Source organism: Streptomyces sp. Z423-1, from assembly GCF_013009255.1.
In the GTDB taxonomy this organism is placed as follows: Bacteria; Actinomycetota; Actinomycetes; order Streptomycetales; family Streptomycetaceae; genus Streptomyces; species Streptomyces gossypiisoli.
Genome location: NZ_CP053109.1, coordinates 4,046,051 through 4,064,838 on the forward strand (window position 1 = coordinate 4,046,051; position 18,788 = coordinate 4,064,838).

General features: G+C 69.7%; 12 protein-coding genes. 5 read left to right on the forward strand and 7 right to left on the reverse strand.

Annotation, left to right across the window (positions count from 1 at the left end; translation table 11 throughout):
• Nucleotides 1–81: 81 nt before the first annotated feature.
• Entirely contained in the window at nt 82–540 is a 459-nt protein-coding gene (locus HJD23_RS18050; protein ID WP_171109615.1) for an ATP-binding protein, read from the reverse strand.
• A gap of 150 nt (nt 541–690) precedes the next feature.
• Between HJD23_RS18050 and HJD23_RS18055 the strand changes: the two genes are divergently transcribed.
• Both HJD23_RS18055 and HJD23_RS18060 read left to right on the forward strand, forming a co-directional pair.
• Entirely contained in the window at nt 691–1,575 is an 885-nt protein-coding gene (locus tag HJD23_RS18055; protein ID WP_171109614.1) for a helix-turn-helix transcriptional regulator, read from the forward strand.
• Nucleotides 1,572–1,763, forward strand: coding sequence for a DUF397 domain-containing protein (locus HJD23_RS18060; RefSeq protein ID WP_171109613.1), 192 nt, complete (start codon nt 1,572–1,574; stop codon nt 1,761–1,763). Before HJD23_RS18055 ends, HJD23_RS18060 begins: the two co-directional genes overlap by 4 nt.
• Nucleotides 1,764–1,817: 54 nt before the next feature.
• On the opposite strand, the gene pglX is transcribed toward HJD23_RS18060, so the two are convergent.
• On the reverse strand, nt 1,818–5,573 hold the full coding sequence (pglX, locus tag HJD23_RS18065) for a BREX-2 system adenine-specific DNA-methyltransferase PglX (RefSeq protein ID WP_171109612.1): 3,756 nt from the start codon (nt 5,571–5,573) through the stop codon (nt 1,818–1,820).
• A 163-nt stretch (nt 5,574–5,736) separates the two neighbouring features.
• On the opposite strand from pglX, the gene HJD23_RS18070 reads away from it, so the two are divergent.
• The 3 genes from HJD23_RS18070 to HJD23_RS18080 are packed head-to-tail and all read left to right on the forward strand — an operon-like array spanning nt 5,737 to nt 9,100.
• Nucleotides 5,737–6,246 carry a hypothetical protein gene (locus HJD23_RS18070; protein ID WP_171109611.1) on the forward strand — a complete coding sequence of 170 codons (510 nt, stop codon included), beginning with the start codon at nt 5,737–5,739 and terminating at the stop codon, nt 6,244–6,246.
• Nucleotides 6,243–7,655 carry an AAA family ATPase gene (locus HJD23_RS18075; protein ID WP_171109610.1) on the forward strand — a complete coding sequence of 471 codons (1,413 nt, stop codon included), beginning with the start codon at nt 6,243–6,245 and terminating at the stop codon, nt 7,653–7,655. Before HJD23_RS18070 ends, HJD23_RS18075 begins: the two co-directional genes overlap by 4 nt.
• Nucleotides 7,652–9,100 (forward strand): hypothetical protein, encoded by a 1,449-nt coding sequence (locus tag HJD23_RS18080; RefSeq protein ID WP_171109609.1) that lies wholly within the window; start codon nt 7,652–7,654, stop codon nt 9,098–9,100. Before HJD23_RS18075 ends, HJD23_RS18080 begins: the two co-directional genes overlap by 4 nt.
• Before the next feature lie 51 nt (nt 9,101–9,151).
• Here the strand turns inward: HJD23_RS18080 and pglW are convergent, their stop codons facing one another.
• The 5 genes from pglW to HJD23_RS18105 form a co-directional block, all read right to left on the reverse strand.
• Nucleotides 9,152–13,591: a BREX system serine/threonine kinase PglW gene (gene pglW / locus HJD23_RS18085; protein ID WP_171109608.1), complete on the reverse strand. Its 4,440-nt coding sequence runs from the start codon at nt 13,589–13,591 to the stop codon at nt 9,152–9,154.
• A gap of 316 nt (nt 13,592–13,907) precedes the next feature.
• Nucleotides 13,908–16,112 (reverse strand): caspase family protein, encoded by a 2,205-nt coding sequence (locus HJD23_RS18090; protein ID WP_171109607.1) that lies wholly within the window; start codon nt 16,110–16,112, stop codon nt 13,908–13,910.
• Nucleotides 16,112–16,525 (reverse strand): hypothetical protein, encoded by a 414-nt coding sequence (locus tag HJD23_RS18095; RefSeq protein ID WP_171109606.1) that lies wholly within the window; start codon nt 16,523–16,525, stop codon nt 16,112–16,114. Before HJD23_RS18095 ends, HJD23_RS18090 begins: the two co-directional genes overlap by 1 nt.
• A 154-nt stretch (nt 16,526–16,679) precedes the next feature.
• Nucleotides 16,680–18,002 (reverse strand): 7-cyano-7-deazaguanine synthase, encoded by a 1,323-nt coding sequence (locus tag HJD23_RS18100; RefSeq protein WP_171109605.1) that lies wholly within the window; start codon nt 18,000–18,002, stop codon nt 16,680–16,682.
• Nucleotides 17,999–18,613, reverse strand: coding sequence for a hypothetical protein (locus HJD23_RS18105; RefSeq protein WP_171109604.1), 615 nt, complete (start codon nt 18,611–18,613; stop codon nt 17,999–18,001). Before HJD23_RS18105 ends, HJD23_RS18100 begins: the two co-directional genes overlap by 4 nt.
• Nucleotides 18,614–18,788: the final 175 nt, after the last annotated feature.

The following is an 18,788-nucleotide window of genomic DNA, read 5'->3' on the forward strand; positions in this document are numbered from 1 at the left end:
CAGTGGGAGGGGAGATCGTGACGCCTTCGGGGTGGGGTATCACGGTGGGTGATCGTCTGGGGGGTGGGTGGCCGGGCGCGCTCACGTGGGGTGTCCGGCGGGAGCCTCTCTCGGGAGGTCCACCTCCGCCCACACCGTCTTCCCCGGCCCCGTGCGCTCCGTCACACCCCAGCGGGAGGCCAGGGCGGCGACCAGGAGCAGACCCCAGCCCCCGTCGGCGTCTGCGGGCGGGGGCAGGCACACGGGCAGGGCCGGATGCGTGTCGGACACCTCGACGCGTACGAGCCCGGCGGCCGGCCTGTGGACGAGCCGCAGCGCGAAGTCACGCGCCGGTACGCGTCCATGCAGGACGGCGTTGGCGCTCAACTCCGCGACGATCAGCACGACGGCGTCCGACGCCGACGTGCCGTGCGGTACGCCCCACACGTCCAGTTGGTGCGCGGCGAGTCTGCGGGCGAGCCGCGCCCCGCGGCGGGTCGCGGAGAAACGCTGGGCGAACGTACGTACGGTGACGGTGGCTTGGGTCTGCGGTGTCGGCATGCGGACCAAGGTCCCGCCGCCAGAGCGCCGCCAACAGGACCGACGCTGATACAGATTCGCCTGTACTGGTTCACTCGCTGGACTGGGTGGGTCACGGCCCGTAACCATGGGGTGGGTTCGGTGTGCGACAGTGCACGGGGAGGCGGCTGCATGGCTACGGACAACGGAATCGGCAGCGGGTGCGGGGGTGCCGGGGCGGGTGGGGGCGGCGGCTCGAACGGGGAGCACGATCTGTCCGACAGCCTCAAGACCTTCGGCGCGGTCCTGAAGGCTTTGAGGGAAGAGGCCCGGCTCACGCAGGAGGAGTTCGCGCAGCGGGTGCAGTACTCCGCGGCCTACGTCGCGAAGATCGAGCAGGGGAAGAGGTTCCCGCCGAGCGACTTGCCGTCGCGGGCGGAACCGGCTCTGGGAGCGGCTGCGGCCAAGGTGCTGGGCGCTGCGGCGCGGAGTCTTACGCGGAGGGCGGGGCTGGCGTCGTGGTTCCGGGAGTGGGCGGGCATCGAGGAGGAGGCGGTGTCTCTGTATGCGTACGAGTGCCGGGTGATTCCGGGCTTGTTGCAGCCCGAGCCGTACATCCGGGAAGTCTTCGAGCGCAGGTTGCCGCCACTGACTGAGGAGCAGTTCGAGCAACAGGTGGCTGCTCGACTGGCCAGGCAGCGGCTCCTGCACGAGCGCCCGAACACGTCGTTCTCCTTCATGATCGAGCAGGCTCTGCTTGAACGTCGGATGGGTGGCCCCGAGGTGACGCGGGCGCTCATCGACAACCTGCTGGAGCAGGGCCGTCGCCGCAACGTCGAGATCCTGGTCATGCCGCTGTGCCAGGAGGACCACTCGGGGTTCGAAGGCCCGAAGTACCTGGCCGAAACGCCGGACAACAAGTGGGTGGGGTACGTCGAAGCTCAAGAGACCAGCGTCCTCATCACCAACCCGAAATCGGTCAGTGCGATACTCCAGCGCTATGGAAAGATGCGCTCGCAGGCTCTCAGCCGGACGGCCACCGCGAGCCTGCTGGAGCAGATGCGAGGAGCCTTATGAGCACCACCGAACTTGCCTGGTTCAAGAGCAGCTACAGCGGCGGCGCTGGTGACAACTGCGTGGAGGTGGCCCTGACCCAAGAGGCTGTCCATGTACGCGACTCCAAGGACACCCGGATTCAGGCCCTGCGCATGTCCCCCACCGCCTGGTCGGCGTTCACCGCGCACGCGTCCGGCTCCGCCCGCTGAGTCACCGGTCGGAGCCCCGGGGGAGGGCACTCTGGCTCTCCCCCTCGCCCCGCTCTACGCGTCGTCCAGCTCGGCCTGTTCGGTCGTCTCACGACGCTGTACGGCCTTCCGCCCGCGCGTCTTCCGTACCGGACGCCAGTCCTGCATCTGCGCCTCGCTCACACCGTGCGTGCGCAAGTAGCGCTGGAACTCCGCCTCCAGGTCCTCGGCCGGTGAGCCCTCCCACTCGTCGTCGTAGGCGCTGTACCACTGGTGCACCCACGGCATGACCTCACGCAAGCCGGCGAGCAGCGGTACGAGCCGTTCGGCGCCCCAGGCGTCGTTCTTGACGCGCGTCTCGATCAGCTGGGTGAGGGCCAGCGCCTGGTCCTTGTGATCCCAGCCGGCCCAGCCGAGCATCAGCGTGGAGTCGCTGTCCGGCCCCGCCTCCGGGTAGGAGATGAACCGCTCCTTGGGGACGTCGAGTTTGCCGCGGTGGGTCCAGTAGGACTGCTTGAGGAAGTCGGAGGACTTGTACTTCGTCGGCGGGTCGATGTCGAGCCGCGTACCCGTGCGATCCTCCTCGCGCTGCTTCTCCCAGACCTTCTCCCACTCCCGGCGGGTGCGCAGGCCGGAGTCCTTGTAGCGCATGGCCGCGAGGTAGGGCACGTGCTCATCAGCGATGATCTCGTTGAGGATCTGGGCGAGGGGGAGGTCCGGCTTCTTGAGGTGGTCGGTGGCGTAGAGCGCGGCGACGGAAGTGAAGTCGGGGTCGGAAACGAGCCGGTCGGCAAGGTTGTTGACGGTCAGCGTCCGCGGGTAGCGCATCCCCTCGCGCACCTCGAACCACAGGTTCTCGTCCTCGCAGCAGTCGAGCAGCCAGCCCCGCAGCGCGGCGCGTTCCTTCTTCTCCCACGGGTCGGTGGCCCAGCGGCGCTTGCACTCCGGGCGCTCGATGAGGGCGATGTCCTTGCGGCTCGTGATCAGGTCGATACGGGCCTGGACGATCTTGCGGTACCAGTCCGGCCAGTGGGCGGGGATCTCGGTGACGGGGGTCGAGCCGTGGCGCGTGAACCAGGCGGTCTCCACTTCACCGGCCTCGACCTTGCGCGCGAGGACGATCTCGAAGGCACGCTCGCCGAGCTTGACCTCAGGGATGGTTTCGGGGTCGGGCGACGGGGTCACGGTCCGGGCGACCTCGCGGTCGGTAAGCAGCCCGTAGAGACCGTAGACCTGCCAGTCCAGCTCCTCTTGGAGGGCGATCATGCGGCGACGGACCTTGACGTGTTCGGCTTCCGCGTCATCCAGCGCTTGCCGCGTAGGCACGACAGTCGCGGCCACGGCCGAGGGCTCGAACTCGGCGAGCTTCTGCGCCTGGGCGTCGAGGACGCGGCCGAGGTGACGCGGGAGCTTGGCCGGAAGGGGGAAATCCTGCAGATTCGTGCCAGTGAACTCGTATCTGTCTGACCAAGGGTGCACGCTGACGCGCGCACCCGCACCGCCGACTGGATCACCACCCTTCGGGTAGCTCACCGTCTTGAGCCAGAAACAAGCCACCGAAGAATTGAGCACCCCCAGCAACTCCAGGTGCTCTTCCTCCCCGGCTCCCTCGGGCAGCTTGATCACGGGCGCGGTCTGCTTGAAAACCTTCCCGCCTCGATCCAATGCAAAGTGGTTGTGCGTCGCCACGAACGGAAAGGCGATTCCCAGGGGCACCGAGTAGCGTTCTGGATGCCAGCGGCTCCACTCGTACCAGGTCAGCCCGATCTCCTCGTGCGTGCCGCCGGGCTCGCGGCGCAGCCTGAGCATGCTGCGCTGTGGCCACAGCAGCCGCTCGGAGGCCGGGTCGGAGAGGCTGGCGGAGAGGTCGCGACCGTACGGGAACAGCGCCTCGGTCTCGGGTTCGAGGTCCCAGTCCCGGATGACGGTGCCCTCCACCAAAGGCACCACCCGGCTCGCTGCGACTCCATGCCTGGTCCAGGTGCCGGGTGGAGCGAAGTACGCCTCGTCCGCACCCGTGTGCGTGGTGCGCCCGATCAGCTTTACGCGCGAGCCCAACAGCTCCGCCCCCGCAGCTGTGAGCTGACCGAACACCTCGGAGGCGCCGCCACCGCTCAGCGACCAAGGTGCCTCGGCGAAGTGGGTGCGGTCGAAGTCCGCCACCGAGACCCAGTCCGTCTCGCTGCCCGGCCGGTCGACGTACTTGACGATCTCCGTCCAGACCTGCCCTTCGGCAGCGTTCTCCGGCTGCTCCGGCTCACCCCGTACGCCCAGCACCGCCCGGATGGGCCGACTGCCGCTGGGCACACGGTTGCGCCCCACCAGAATGACCGTGGGAGTTCCGTGCCCGGGGATATAGGCACCCGAGGTGTCGATGACGTGCGACAGCTCGACCTCGTTACGGAAGACCACCTCGATCAGGTTGCGTCCGAACTCCCGCTTCATGAACGAGTTCGCAGTGATCTGACCGACGAATCCACCGCCGCCCTGTCGCCCGCCAGGTCCCTTCACCGCAAGCTCGAACATGCGCTGCGCGAACGGCACCGACAGGGCGAAGAGACCCACACACGCTTTCTTGTAGCCCTTCTTGTAGTTCTCCTTCTCCTGCCTGTCCTTCACCGTGATGTACGGCGGGTTCCCCACCACCACGTGATACGACCCCCGCCCCAGCAGGTCGACCCGCTTCGCGTACTCCCACACGTCCTCCGTGGCGTACGCGTACGCCTCCCCCTCCTCGCGCCCCACGACCGCCTCGGCGAACAGTGTGTCCAGGTCGGTCTGGATGCCCGCCGCGCCCCGGCCGTGCAGCAGGGAGTCACCCACGGCCACGTTGATGGGGAATGGCGGCGCGTCCGCGAGCCTCCGCGTACCGGCCGCGCGCATCGCCGCGACCAGGAGACGGAAGCGGGCGATGCTCGCGGCGAAGGGGTTCTTGTCGCAGCCGTGGACGGACTCCAGCACCCGGCGGACCAGCGTCCAGTCGTCCGTGCCGGGTTCCGCCTGGCGCCACTTGTCCAGCAGGCGGTGGAAGATGCCGAGCAGGAAGTGGCCGGAGCCGCACGCCGGGTCGATGGTGCGCAGGCCGCGGCGTTCCCTGCCGTCCGGGCCGGTCCACACGGGGTCGAGGCCGAAGCCCTGCCCGTCATCGGCGACCGCCGGTTCCAGGGTGAGGTCGAGGATGAATTCCTCGACGAACTCGGGGGTTTGCAGCAGCGCATACGTCTTGCGGGCGTGCTCGCTGAGGTCCTGGTAGAGGTCGCCGAGGAAGCGGGTGTCCCACTCGGGGTCGGTGAAGTCGTAGCGGATCTCGCCGTCCGCGCCCCAGCGGCGCCAGAACATCAGCAGTTCCGTCGCCGTCTCGTAGCCGGGGGTTAGTCCCCACAGCGGGTTGTGCCGCTCGTCGAAGAGGCCGGCGGCGGTCTCGTTGGTGCTCGCCAGGTGGCGGAACGCCTCGATGAGCCAGTCGCGGTTGTTGTGGTGCGGGTAGGTGCGGAAGTGGGCCTCGTGCCGGGCCTCCGCCTCGGCGAGGCGTTCACCGGGGCCGGCGAGGTACGGCTCGTCGATCAGGCCGTTGTCCTCGCAGAAGCGGACGAAGACGCAGCCCAGCACCCACGCCACCGCGGCCTGCGTGACGCGATCGTCCCGCCAGGCCGGGTAGGACAGGGCGGTGCGCCGGGCCTCCTTGGCCTCGCGCCACTCGCGGTCCAGGCGGGTGCGGAACTCCTCCTTGGACTCGCAGCGGGCCCGCAGGTCGTCCTCCAGTGCGACGACCAGCTTCTTCAGGTCCTTGAGCAGGGCCGCCTTGTCCGTGCCCGTAGTCGTCACCGTCACTCTTCGCTTCCTTCTCCCTGCACCGCGTCAGCGCCCCACCGCGTCATCCGCGGACCGGACCTCCCATCCTGCCGCACCCGTACCCCCGTACGGCGGCCCAGGGTTGTCGCGATCCGGGAAAAGCCCCCGCAACCCTCTTGATCGACTCGTTAAAGTGATCGTCGTGACGGCCTCGACACCCTCCGCGACACCGCCGCCCGCATTCGCGACGGCGAGCAGGAATCACTACGACGCGGCCTTGCTGGCCTCCGAGCGGGACCTGCGGATATCCGCCGACCATCTGGCCGGGCTGGCGGCCGAGTGCGCCGTAAAGGCCATCCTGATCGACTTCCTCGGCTCACGGCTGGACGCGCGGAACATGCCGGAGCACCCGGAGGTGAAATACCTGGACCGCTCCCGCAAGAAGCCGCAGTGGACCAACAAGCACGGGCACCTGCCCGAACTGTGGGAACACCTCACCGCCGTAGCCCACCGCCGCCGGGGAGGCGGAGCGGGCGCGCTGTTCACACAGCTCATCTGGAAGAACCCGTTCGCCGACTGGGACGTCGCGGACCGCTACTGCGACGGCACCGCGATCACCAAGGCGGATATCGATCAGCACCTGAAGGCCGCGTACGCCCTCATCGCCGCCCACGAGCAGGCGAGCATCCTGGGAACGAGGACCCGCGCATGAGCCCTTCCCGCGCGCGCTTCGACACGGCCTGGCAGGCCGCCCTCGACCACGCCCGGCAGGCCGCCGCACAGTTCGGCATGGACGTCGTCGTTACCCGGGACGTGCTCGGCCGAAGCTGCATCCTCATCGACGACCGTGGCCGCCCCCTCGCCCACGACGACCCCGACGTAGTCGCTCTCCGAGACGCGTTCACCGCCGCCACGCGCCCCTTCACCGGCCTGGAACCCCTCCTCTTCGGCGACAAGCTCTTCGCGCCGGAGCTGTACTTCGACGCCGACGACCGTGTGGAGGTCAGCCCCCGGCAGGCCACCGGAACGGGGGCCGGCAGTGTCCACGCCCTGGAGCGGACCGTCATCGGCACTGACTGGGCCCGCAGCGTCCCCACCCCCTCCGACGGAACCGCCGGGCGCCGCGACCGGCGGGTGGCGCTGTACGGCTTCAAGGGCGGGGTCGGGCGCACCACCGCCACCGCCGTTCTCGCCCGGTACCTGGCCGGAACGGGCCGCTGCGTGCTCGTGGTGGACCTCGACCTGGAGTCCCCGGGCGTGTCTAACCTGCTGGAGGACCCCGCCGGCATCCCCCGCCACGGCATCGTGGACCACCTGATAGAGGGCGGTGTCGGCAACGCCGACGGGCTGGAACTGGTGGCACGCAGCTCCGCGTTGCCCGTCACGGGCAACGGGGAGGTGTGGCTGGCGCCGGCGGGCGGCCGCCCCCTGGAGCGGAACGGCGAGCCGTACGACTACCTCGCCAAACTCAACCGCATCTACAGCGACCTGGCCGGGCTCAACCCCGGTGACCGCGAACGGCCGTTCGCCGCGCGGCTGGAAGAGGCGATCGCCGCCTGCGAGGACCAGGTGACCGAGCTGTCACGGCCCCCGGACGTCGTCCTGCTGGACAGCAGGGCCGGCATGCACGACATCGCGGCGGTCACCCTGACCCATCTCAGCGGGCTCTCGCTGCTGTTCGCGGTGGACAACCCCTCCACCTGGGAGGGCTACGAGATGCTGTTCACGCAGTGGCAGCGGCGTCCGGCCCTGGCCCGGGAGCTGAGGGAGCGGCTGCGGATCGTGGCGGCCATGTTCCACTCCGCCGGGGACGCGAAGCGGCTGCCCGCCCTGATCGACCGCGCCCAGACACTGTTCGCCTCCACCCTGTACGACCAGCTCGACGCGGACGAGGAGGGCGCCGACGACGAAGGCGACGAGCTATACCACCCCCCGCTGGAGGACGACGACGCGCCGCACGCCGCCATCCCCATCCTCTTCGGCAACGACCTGGTGGGTCTGGACCCCTTGCGCAGCCGCGACTGGCCCGAGCTGCCGTTCGTCGACGCCGCGTACCGGACCTTCACGACTACGGTGGAGCGTCTGCTGCCGCCACCGCACCCCGCCCCGGAGTCCTCATGACCGCCGCACCGACAACCGACGAGTACCGCACCCTGATCACCAGGGCCCTCGGTGTCGCGCTCGACGCGGACACGGACGGCCCCGACCTGCGGCGGCTGTTCACGCCGTCCAGCCACCGCCTCGCGCTCGACCCGGACGTGACCGTGGTCCGGGGCGCGCGCGGCACCGGCAAGACGTACTGGGCCAAGGCACTGACCGATCCCGAGCTGCGGGAGGTGGCCGCGCGGTCGTACATGATGCCGCGGCTGCGGCGAGTCAGAGTCACCACCGGCTTCACCACGGGGGGTGGCGCCGACACCCCATACCCGGGGAAGCGCAGGATCGCCCGGCTGCTGCGCGAGGGGGCCGATCCCGAGGTCTTCTGGTGCGCGGTCGTGATGATGGCGCTCGGCGTTCCGGAGATCGCGAGCATCCCCGACTGGGCCGACCGCATCCGGTGGGCCGAGGAGAACGAGGACGCTTACGAGGACGCACTACGCAAGGCCGACCGGGAGGCGCGGGACAGCGGCGAGACACGCGTGCTGCTCTTCGACGCCCTCGACCACCTCCACGCGGACCGCAAGACCGCCGACCGGCTGGTGTCGGCGCTGTTCCAGGTGGCACTGGAACTGCGTCTGACCACGGGGGCCCTGCGTGCCAAGATCTTCGTACGCCCAGACATGTACGACAGCGCGCCCAAGACGTTCCCGGACGCCTCGAAGCTGGGGGCGAACGCGGCCGACCTGACATGGAGCCGAGAGAACCTCTACGGGCTGCTCTTCCACCGGCTGGGCAACTATCCGAGTGCCGAGGCGGAAAAGTTCCGGGCGCAGTACGGCGAGTGGCTGGTACAGAGTGAAGGGCGGTTCGTCGCCCCGGTCGACCTGATCGCCGACGAGAAGTGCCAGGAGCGGGCCTTCGTCGCCCTCGCGGGGCCGTACATGGGGACCGACCGGCGCAAGGGCCACACCTTCACCTGGGTACCGAACCATCTCCAGGACGGCAAAGGACGCGTGAGCCCGAGGACCTGGCTGCTCGCGCTGCGCACGGCCACGGACCTGACGGCGGAGCGGTACGCCACGCAGCAGTACCCGCTGCACTACGAGGCGATCCGGGAGAGTCTGCACGAGGCGTCGCGGGTCAGGGTGGACGAGCTGAAGGAGGACATCGGCTGGGCCGCGACGGCGATCGAACAGCTCGAAGGCGAGCGGGTGCCGATAGAGCCGTCAGTCGTCCGCCAGTGCTGGGAGCGTGGCGGTCTCTCGGAAATCCTGCGTCGTATGCGGGAGGACGACGACGAGAACAGTGGTCCCCGCGCCGCCGCTGACGACCCCATCGGCCTGATAGAGGAACTGGTCGAACTCGGCGTCCTGACCGAACGCACCAGCGGCGCGCTCGACCTCCCCGACGTGTACCGGCTGGCGTTCGACATCGGCCGCAAAGGCGGGGTGCCCCGTAAGACCTGAACTATCAAGGTTGATAGATGCGTCGGCCGGTGCCGGGTAGCCGGCCGCCGCTCAGCCGGTGCCGACCGGCACCCGCAACGAGTCCAGAAACTCCTGGTCCAGGTGCGCCCGTTCGCCGTCCCCGCCGATCACCTCCACCGTCCGGCCGTCCAGCTTCGGCTCCTGCGCGCGCGTCTCGACCGTGCACAGCAGCCACAGGCCGTACGGCGCGTCGGCGGGGCGGCGGGCCGCGTTCTGGAGCCGGACCAGGAAGGCGTGACCGCCCTCGTCCCAGTACCGGGCGACCAGGCCGGCGTCGTGGAGGAACAGCACGGTGCGCGGCGCGTCGGCGCGGGCCAGCACCGCCTCCTCCACACGCTGCCAGACCACCCGGACGAACGACGCCAATCCGGGCTTGATGTTGCCGGGCGTGGAGAGGCTGTCGGCGCGCAGGACCTTCTGCCAGTCCTGGCCCTTCTCCGCGGCCAGGGCGCGGAAGGCGGTGAGGAACACGTCCGACAGGTCCAGGGCCTCGACCGGGAAAGCGGCCGCCACGGTCTCCGCCGCTCCCGCGAACGCGTTCGCCTTCACCGTGAGGGCGAGGAAACCACCCCGCTCCGCAACGGCGGCAAGCCGCTCCCGCAGCGGGCCGTGCGGATCCTCCCGGTCGGCCCGGGTGACGGGGGTGGGCGGCTGGTAACTGGTGAGGGCGCCGGTGGAGCTCCACGGGCCCCGCGACTCCGGCGCCCTGGGGACGAACTTCTCCGCCTCGTCGTCGTAGACGAGGTCGAAGCGCGCCCCTTCCAGGGCGTCCAGCAGTTCCACATGGGTGGGTTCCCGGGAACCCGACACCAGGTCCAGGCCCGGGAAACGGGCGCGCAGCCGCGCCACCAGCTCGGCGACGGTGATCCCCCGGTCCCGGCGGACGCCCGCGCCCGCCTGGGAGATGCGCAGCGCCCGCTCCAGGCTCAGGTCACGCGGATACAGCTCCAGCCGGGGCGTGGCCGCGACGCCGGGGGCCGTCGCGGCGGCGAGGGACACCAGACGGGTGTCGGCGAGCGGGGCCAGACCGTCGGGCGCGGCCACGGAGCGCAGGACGCGCAGGACCTCGCCGCGGCCGGGCAGCGGGTCCTGCCGTGCCAGTCGTTCGGCGGCCTGGCCGAGGAGCGCCGCGTAGTCCGCCAGCTCCCGCGGGCTGGGGTCGTCCGCACCCGGCAGGGACTCAGCGGCGAGCAGGACGGTCTCACCGCGCCGGTGCACGTCGAGCCGGGGCTCGTGCTGCCCGTCGGGGTCCTCGTCCGGTCGTTCGGTGGTCTCCGCGTCGGCCGCGGCCCGGACGACAGCCAGGGCCCTGGCGAGCGTCCGCTCGGGCGTGTCCGCCCCCGCGCCGTGCCGGGCCCGGAGTTCGGCCGCCGCCTCGTCGGCGGTCATCACCCGGCCCACCGACTGGATGATCTCGGTCAGCTCGGTGCGGACCGGGTCCAGCCAGTCCGCCTCCGCCCACTTCTTGATCTCATTGCGGTGGTGCCGGGAGACGGAGGTCTGCTTGATGCCCAAGTGGTCGGCGACGCGGGCCTGCACGGGCCAGGCGCCGAGCGGGGAGAGTCCGCCGTCGTCCAGGGGCAGGCCGAGGGTGAGGCGTACGACGTCGGCGCGGTGGGAGCCCTTGCGTCCCGGCTCGGGGGCGAGGAGCGCGGCCATGTCGTCTATCGACAGGACGCGGGGCTCGCTGGTGCCGGGGGCGGAGTGCTTCCGGTCGGTGTCGTCCGGCGCCTGCCTGCGGGGCGCGTACGGCGCCGCCGGGCGCAGCGCGGTGGCCCACTGCCTGCGGCGCCGGTTGAGTTCCTTGCGGACGAGGTTTCCCGCGCCACGCGCCTTGGAGATGGCGTACGGCTGGATGTCCAGCAGCTGACCGACCGTCGTCGCCCCCAGTCCGCCGGCCACCGACACGGCACGCGGGGACAGGCCGGCGGCGTCCAGCGGCGTCGTCAGGTCGGCCGCCGCGGCGGCACGGTCGCGGGCCGTCAGCGGGTCGTCGGAGGTGCTGCCGACCGTGGAGGGGGTCGTGGCGGGCGCGGTCGCGTCGGCCGCCCGGAACACCTCACGCCACGCGTCCCACATCTGCCGCAGCGTGTCGAAGCGCTGCTCGGTGTCCCGGTGCAGCGCACGCTGGAAGAAGGCGGTGAGTCCATCGCGCAGCGCGGGCTCGAACAGCTCGGTGGCGACGTGGAGTTCGGCCGACTCGTTGGTCAGCGGATCGAGCTGCCCCTCGCCCCACAGCGGACGCTCGCCGCTCGCCATCTCGTGGAGGGTGACGGCGGCGGCGTACCGCTCGGCGTGGTCGTCGTAGTGGGCGCGGCGCATCGAACCGAGGAACGGGTCGAGGTAGCCGCGCGTGCCGGCCTTCACGTCCCGGTCGGACGCGTCCGTCAGGGAGAAGTCGAACAACTTGAGCTGCCGGGTGCGGTCCTTGCGGCGCTGGATGCCGAAGTTGTCCGGTTTGATGTCGCGGTGGCGCACGCCCTGCGCGGCGAGCTGGTCCAGGGCGCGGAACAGGTCGTCGGCGAAGCGCTCCAGGTCGTGGTAGCTGAGCCGCCCCTTGCCGCGCAGCCGCTCGCCGAGCGACTGCTCACCGGCGTACTCCAGCTCCAGGACGGTCCGCCCGCCGAGCTCCCGCAGCCCCTCGCCGCGCAACTGGACGACGGAGCCGCCGCCGACCTTGCGCAACGCCCGTTCCTCGGCGCGCAGCCGCCCCGCCTTCTCCTCGTCTAGGGCGACCTTGAAGACGTGCTCGTCGATCTGGGTGCGGCCGTCCTCGTCCTCCGCGACCCGCTCCACGAGCAGGGCGCGGGCGGTGGCTCCGGTGCCCAGGACACGGCGTACCGTCCACTCGGCGTCGAGCGCCTGACCGGGCACCGCTTCGAGCGGGTCGACGCAGGCCGCCGCCGGAGAGTCCGGGAGGATGCTGGCACGTTCCGCCTCGTCCAGCAGGTCCAGGAACGCCTCGGCCGAGCCGAGGCGCTCGTCGACGTCGGCGCGGGTCGCCCGGAAGACCAGGTCGTCGAGTGCGTCGGGCAGGCCGTCGGCCACCGCGAACAGGCGGAGCCCGCCGTCGCTGCGGAGCCGTTCGGCGAGGTCGCTGCGCTGGGCGGCCGGCGGGCGGCCGGTGAGGATCAGGTAGGCCAGTGCACCGAGACCGAAGATGTCCAGGTCGGCCGGGTCCGCGTACGGCTGGTCCGACTCGGGGGCGAGGTAGACGCGGGCCGCGTCCTCGATCAGAGCGGCGTCGAGGGCGGAGCCGCCGATGGAGCGGAAGAACGTGGCGTTGCTGTCGAAGTCCCGCGCCGCGGTCTGCCAGTCGGTGATCCGCAGCTCGGGGTTGGCCCCGTCGGACCGGAACGAGACGTACACGGAGCGGGCCGCGAGAGCCCGGTGATAGAGCGAGCGGTTGTGTGCGTAACGGACCGCCTCGGCAAGCTGACGGACCAGGTCCAGGCGGATCTCGGGCGTCAGCCTGCCGCCGTAGGCGTCCAGGTACTGATCGAGGCGGAGATCGCCGTGACGGTGGCGGAAGAGAATCGCCGGTCCGCCCTGGTGCTCGCGGTAGTCGAGCGCGTCGACGATACCGCGGTGGGTGATGCCCTGCAGCACCTGGTACTCGCGGCGCGCAGCGCGTTCGGTTGCCTTGCGGGCCGCCTCCGTCGCCATCTGGCTCACCAGATAGATACGGACCCGGCCCTCCTCCTGGACGAGGCCGTCATCCCGGGTGGCCAGGCGGTCCTCCCAGGAGGGTCCCGCGTCGAGCGGGTGCGGCTCCATCTTCCAGGCGTCGCCGAAGCGGAGATGGGCCGTGGACTGGCGGATCCCGATCGCCTTCAGCAGCTGCGGCAGGGTGTGCCGCGAGAACTCCTGCGTGATGCGCCGGTCGGGACGGTCCGGGGGCAGACCGAGGAAGTCCTGCCAGATCCGTTTCAGACCGCTGCCGCCGTCGTCACGGCCGTAGACCTTGATCTGCTGGACCTCGTCCAGGTGGCTTTCCAGGTCGGGCGACGACAGGAACACGGCGGGCTCGACCCGCGGGACCACCCGCTCGGAGAGGCCCAGTTTGCGGGCCGCCCACTGGAGCTGGCTCTTCAGCTCCTTGGACTTCAGGTCGGTCAGATGCAGGGGGTTGTTGATGGTCCGCATGCGGTCTGGTCCCTGGAAGTTCCAGGTCGACCCGGTGTTGCGGAGCTGCCCCGGATGCCCCTTGATCTCGATGAGGAAGAGGCCGGCGGGAACGGCGACCAGCAGATCGCACTCGTTGACGCGGCCGGACATAGCGGTGAAGGAGAACGTGGCCCAGGCGCGGAACGGCTCGGCCTGCGGCATGAGCCCCCGCACATGGTCCAGCGCGTCCTGCTCCCACGGGTACGGCGAGGGACGCTCCTGGAACCACTGCCGGGCGGGGCGCGGCGGGCCCGGCTTGGGTACGCCGGGCCTCGGTGCCGACGCGCCTGACCGATCTGTCACCGTCCGGCCTCCCCAGGCTTTCCTCACGGACCACGATGCAAAAGTGCCTGGTCGAGCCTATCGCGAGAGCAAGCGGCGGAAACCGGCTTGTGGACGGGAGCCGAGCGGCCGCCTGGCACGGGCCCATGGTGTTTCGGCCACACACCGGCGGTGGGCGCGCGCCGCACAACCTCGCGGAGCCATCGCGATCACGCGGGTCTTTTGCGGCATACCGCGGACCGACCTGGACATTCCAGCCAGAAGGATTCCTTGGCTACCTTTCGACGGCAAGCCGGCCGGTGCGGACCGGGACCCGTAGGGTCGCCCAGGCTCGTCGCTACCTCGGATGGCGGCAGACCTGGGGGAGTCGAGATGACTTCAAGAGCCTTTCGAGCGACGGGACACCTTCCAGGTGAAAGTTTGGGCCCGACGCGCCCGGCATGAGTCGGCGCAGCGCGTGGGTCGCGATGTCGGCAAGGGTGGCTCCGAGATCGCCGCCCAGGTCGATGGGCAACGTGCCGATGAGGTTGACCTCGCGATCGTCCCACTCGTCGATTTGTGCCGAGAGGAAGTCCACCGTCACCTTCTGCCGACGGGCAAGAAGGAGCAGCTCGCAGGCGTGCACGGCGTCGCGGAGATGAAAGCGGAGGCGGGCTGTGATGCGCGACGGTCCGGGCCCGGGCTCCTGGCAGGTGATGACAAGCTCGTCAGCGTCGCGGCTCTTGGCGGTGATGGCCAGCTGCATACCGCCGCGGGCGAGCAGTTCCTGCGCCGCTCGTTGTTCGCGTTCGTCGTGAAGGGCGATCGACCACCATGGAAGTGGGCCCCAAGTGCCGTGCGCTGCCGCGTGCTCGGGGAAAGGGGTGAAGGACTGGTCCCGCTCCAGCAGATGCTGCTGGAAGGTGACGAGACAGCCGTCCTGGAAGTGTTCGTCCTGGCTGCGCTCGCGTAGCAGCTCGTACTCGATGGCACTCATGCCTTCCACGGCCAAGGCGATGTGCTCCAACTGCTCCCGGATGATTTCTGCGGCACGCTCGAGAACACCGCGGAACTCATCGCCGGAAGGTGCTTGATCGAGGAGACGGCCCAGAGCACGCTGCGCGGCCTGGCAGCGGGCGAGATCTCCGCCGAGGCTCACCAGGTGGCGAGCCTTGAGGATGCTCCAGGGGCGGGTGGACATCCACCGATCCCAGGCGCGTTCGCCGCCAAGGCGGCCGAGCGCCATGGCGCCGGCGTTACCGACTCGGAAGTCAGGCTCGCCCTTCAGCCTCTCCCACAGGTCGGGGTATGCCTCCAGCGGAGAGGACGGCAGCGCCGAGAGTGCCGCGTGGACGCGAGAGTCGGTGCTGTCCCACAACTCCCTGAGTTCGCGCTCCACACGCGTACGAGGCACCGTACGACCTCGTTGGGCAGCCCAGTACTCGATGAGGAGCATGTCCGTGCTCTCCGGGCTCCAGGGGAGCAATCCCAGGCCGTCGAGGACCACGACAGTGGTGGCCAGCCCGTCGTGCTCGAACCCGAACTGAACCTTGGCGATGAGCTCGTTGAGCTCATCGCCATCAGGGCCGGGCGCTGTGAAAAACGGACTGGCGGCGAGCCAGTCGCGGATACTCGCCGTGCTCTCACCCCGAGCGAGCCGGACGGCGATCCGCGCGATCAGCACGGAGCCGACGAGCCTGGGCTCGCCGAAGCCGGTACGTAGTCGGCCCTTGCCAAGCGCCGGAACATCCCGCACGTGCCAGAGCAGCCCTTCTTGGATCGCGCGGAACCACTCCTCACGCAGTGTCGCGAGCGTGGGCTCCTCCCAAGGCTGCTTCCACTTGTTTCGGAACAACGCGATGGCGTGCCCCTGGTCACCGGACCGTTGCAGAGGTACCGGCATGCCCTTTGATGCCAGTTCACGGCTGACATGCCGGAAGAGGGAGTTCATATCGAGCGGGCCGGACACGTCTCGAACGCCCTCGGAAATGGCTTTCACGAGTTCACCGGTGAACGCGGTGAAGCGCGCACCCACGGGAGCCATGGCGGCCTGCGTCGCCGCTGAGGCGGTCATGACATAGGTGCCCTCGATGGCGGTTTGGTCCGCGAACTCATCCGGCCCGCCCATGTACCCCTCCAGCGCGGCACCGCTGTAGCAACAGTCGAGGATCACGACCTTCCTGGGCGCCGCGCTTTCCAGCACTCCGGTGCGGAGGTCGTTGTACGCCACTGACTTGTAGAACTTCCGGCCTGGCTCGGAATGCCCCAGTGTGAGGTAGAGAGAGCCTTCAGGTGACCGCATGCCGTGGCCGGCGAAGTACACCACCAGCGTGTCCGTCGCCTCGCTCGCTGCCTGGTAAACGGCGTCGAGCACGTCATCGCGGGCGGCAGGATTACGTACCATCACGCAGTGTCCGGCAGGTAGGCCCCCGACGTGCGGGGACGTGAACAGCTCTGCCAGCCTGACGAGGTTGTTGTGCACTGCCGGCAGGGCCGGGAAGTTCTGGTACTCGTCCGCGCCGATCAGCACCACACGGGTTCTGTCGGGGTTGGGCAGCCCCATCACCGATTCCCGGAAACCGACGGAGCCGACTGCTGTCCCGCACCAGTGGCCTCCGGGTCTCCGCCGTGAGGCTCGGAAGCCAACAGCTCTGCGACTCGGCGCAACGTTTCGCCCGACGTGTCGTGCACGGTCACTGTCATACCGCCGCGTTCGAAGGTCACGGCCCCCGGCTGCGAAGGGCGGGCTGCTCGCCAGGCGACCACGACGTTCACCAACAAGCTTGCAGCGGCAATTCCATTGCTGACGAACATGTTGATGATCTCGCCCGCGCTCATGCGGCCAGAGGCTTCGGAGGCTCGTGCCAGTTGGAACTCCACGTGACGCCGGAGTTCGCCATCCTGCCGGAGCCAGTAGTACAGATCATGTGTCGCTGCGTCGTCGCCCTGCGTATCGACCGTGATCTGAATCTCCACGACGTCTCCCCCTGTTGCCTCTGCTGCCGCCCGCGCTCACGGCAAGGAATGGATACGGAACCGTCACTCCTGCCACAGTTCTCAGCCCAGAGGAAAGAATACGTCCCAACTGACCTTCGCCAGTGCGCCGTTGATTCGTATTCCACGTTGCCGCCTACGCTGCGTCAGTGGCCCCAGCGACAGCCGCGATCCGAAGCAGGCGCTCCAGCTCCTTCCGCCCGCGCCTGATCAAGTCGAAGGCAGCCACCGGGTCCATGCCCGGCGGCAGCGGGGTATCGGTGAGGACATCCGTAAGGGTGTACCCACCGAGCAGCCACCGCTGCAGTGCGCGCCAGTCGGCACCCCGGTCAGGCGGTAGGTCGTCCGCCCATGGCAATGCCTCGTACGGGGTGTCGTCGGTGCCATTAGCGTGGAGTAGCCCTGAGCGGCGCACGAGGCACGGGAAGCAGACGCCGCAGTTGGCGATGGGAGGCCCGCCGCTTCGGCGGGTTGGCGGCTTGCCGCAGCTCAAGGTGGACTCCTGGCCGGACGGGGTGAGGCCCGCATCACGTCCGGCCTTGCATACCTCGCCTTTCGTCAGCTGCGCCAAGGGGTTGACCACCTGCACCGTGCTCTCTGCGTCACTCACGGCAGTTACCAAGGCGTTCAGACTGCCCAGCGTCCGCGGGTGCACGGAACGCGTGGAGCAAGCGGCCGAGCGCGCCGGTGTCAGAGGCGGATTGAGGGCGAGCTGGCCGTTCTCGGGGATGTGGACGGTGCCCACCCCGTGCGCGGTGGCGGCGCGGATCGCGCCCGCCGCGTACAGCAGACCACGTGTGCGGGAGGAGGTCTCCAGCCGTGCCCCCGAGCCGTCACCCGCTGGGGTCTGGCTCATCGGTAACAGCAGCACCGGCCGTGCTCCGTCCAGTCGCTCAACGGCCTTGTACACCCGTTGCTGGAGACGCAGCAGGCCGATCTCGCGGAACATCACGAGCAAGAGCGGTCGGAAGTCGTCGGCGCGCGAACGGGTGGCAGCCCAGCTGAGGGAATCCAGTCCACCAGAGAACAACGCGACTTCCGATGCACGCGGCTCGTCGGGGCAGACCATCGCCTCCTCGACGTAGTGACCGGTGAGAGGCCGGAAGTCCACATGCCATAGGTCCCCGGTGAGGATCTGGAGGAGTGCGGTGAGGTGGGTACTGACGGCCGCGCTCTGCCACCGCTCGTGTTCCGTGACGGGCACGGCGAGGCTGATGCGGCGGGTCCACCGGTCCCGCGCCCCGGTCCGGCGTACGTACTTGTCGGCGATGAACGCGGCCCTGGCGACGCGGAACAGGTCCTCGGCCCAGTCGGGGACAGGACCGGGCAGATGGTGCCGGCCGGTAATGCGGCGCTCCTTTTCCTGGAAGGCTTCCTCACCGATCTCCGTCCAGCGGTCGCCAGGAGGTCGGTCGCCCCTGGGGCCGCGCCACCACAGGAAGTCGTCGGAATCGGTCACGCCGCGGCTCCCTCTTCGCCGGTGATCTCCTCGGTGATCAGGCCAAGCACCTTTCCGACCGCCCGCGGCACCAACAACTCGGCGATCTTGGGCAGTGCGGCCGACGGATCCTGCACAGCGCCCACCACCGACTGCGCGGTATCCACAGCCTGTGCAAGGTCCGTCGCTTCGGCGGACTCCTCGCAGGGGCTCGGCACCAGGTCCACCACCTTCTCCGTGACCCAGTCGGCGATCCTGCCTTCCGGATCGGTCGCGATGAGCACCGGGACCGCCAGCTTGACGTGCTCGGCGACCACGGACCTGAGGAACTCCCCCACCATGTCGGCAAAGAACACCTGGTAGAGATCGCACAGGATGTCCCAGGTGAAGCCGCCGCCGACGGCGGCACCCCCGCCCATGGCGTTGTCCAGCTCGGGATGTCTGCTCCGGACATCGCGGACCGCCGCGGCCATCCCCCTGCGCACCGCGGCGTCGGCGAGTGTGCCGCCGTCACCGCCGACCTCCGAGACGAGACGCGCGACGAGCGCGTTCTCCGACTCCGCGCCCTCTGCGGCCAGCGAACCCAGGACCCTGGCGAGCCGTTCACCGGCCGCACAGGCCGTGTCGTACAACCCGAAAGCCGACCGATCGGCACGGAGCGTCTCGTGCAGGGCACGCAGATGGTCCGCGGCGATCTCCTCCAGCCGCTGATCCGCGTTCCGCGAGTCCTCTCGCCAGTGAGCCAGCCGCCTCCCAGCGGAGCTCCACCCCTCGCCGTTCGGCCCCTTCCATCGCGTGGATGTCCCC

Coding starts and splice junctions, on each gene's coding strand:
- HJD23_RS18060 (WP_171109613.1), top strand. CDS start 1,572: ATGAGCACCACCGAACTTGCCTGGTTCAAGAGCAGCTACAGCGGCGGC.
- HJD23_RS18090 (WP_171109607.1), bottom strand. CDS start 16,112: ATGGGGCTGCCCAACCCCGACAGAACCCGTGTGGTGCTGATCGGCGCG.
- HJD23_RS18075 (WP_171109610.1), top strand. CDS start 6,243: ATGAGCCCTTCCCGCGCGCGCTTCGACACGGCCTGGCAGGCCGCCCTC.
- HJD23_RS18050 (WP_171109615.1), bottom strand. CDS start 540: ATGCCGACACCGCAGACCCAAGCCACCGTCACCGTACGTACGTTCGCC.
- HJD23_RS18055 (WP_171109614.1), top strand. CDS start 691: ATGGCTACGGACAACGGAATCGGCAGCGGGTGCGGGGGTGCCGGGGCG.
- HJD23_RS18080 (WP_171109609.1), top strand. CDS start 7,652: ATGACCGCCGCACCGACAACCGACGAGTACCGCACCCTGATCACCAGG.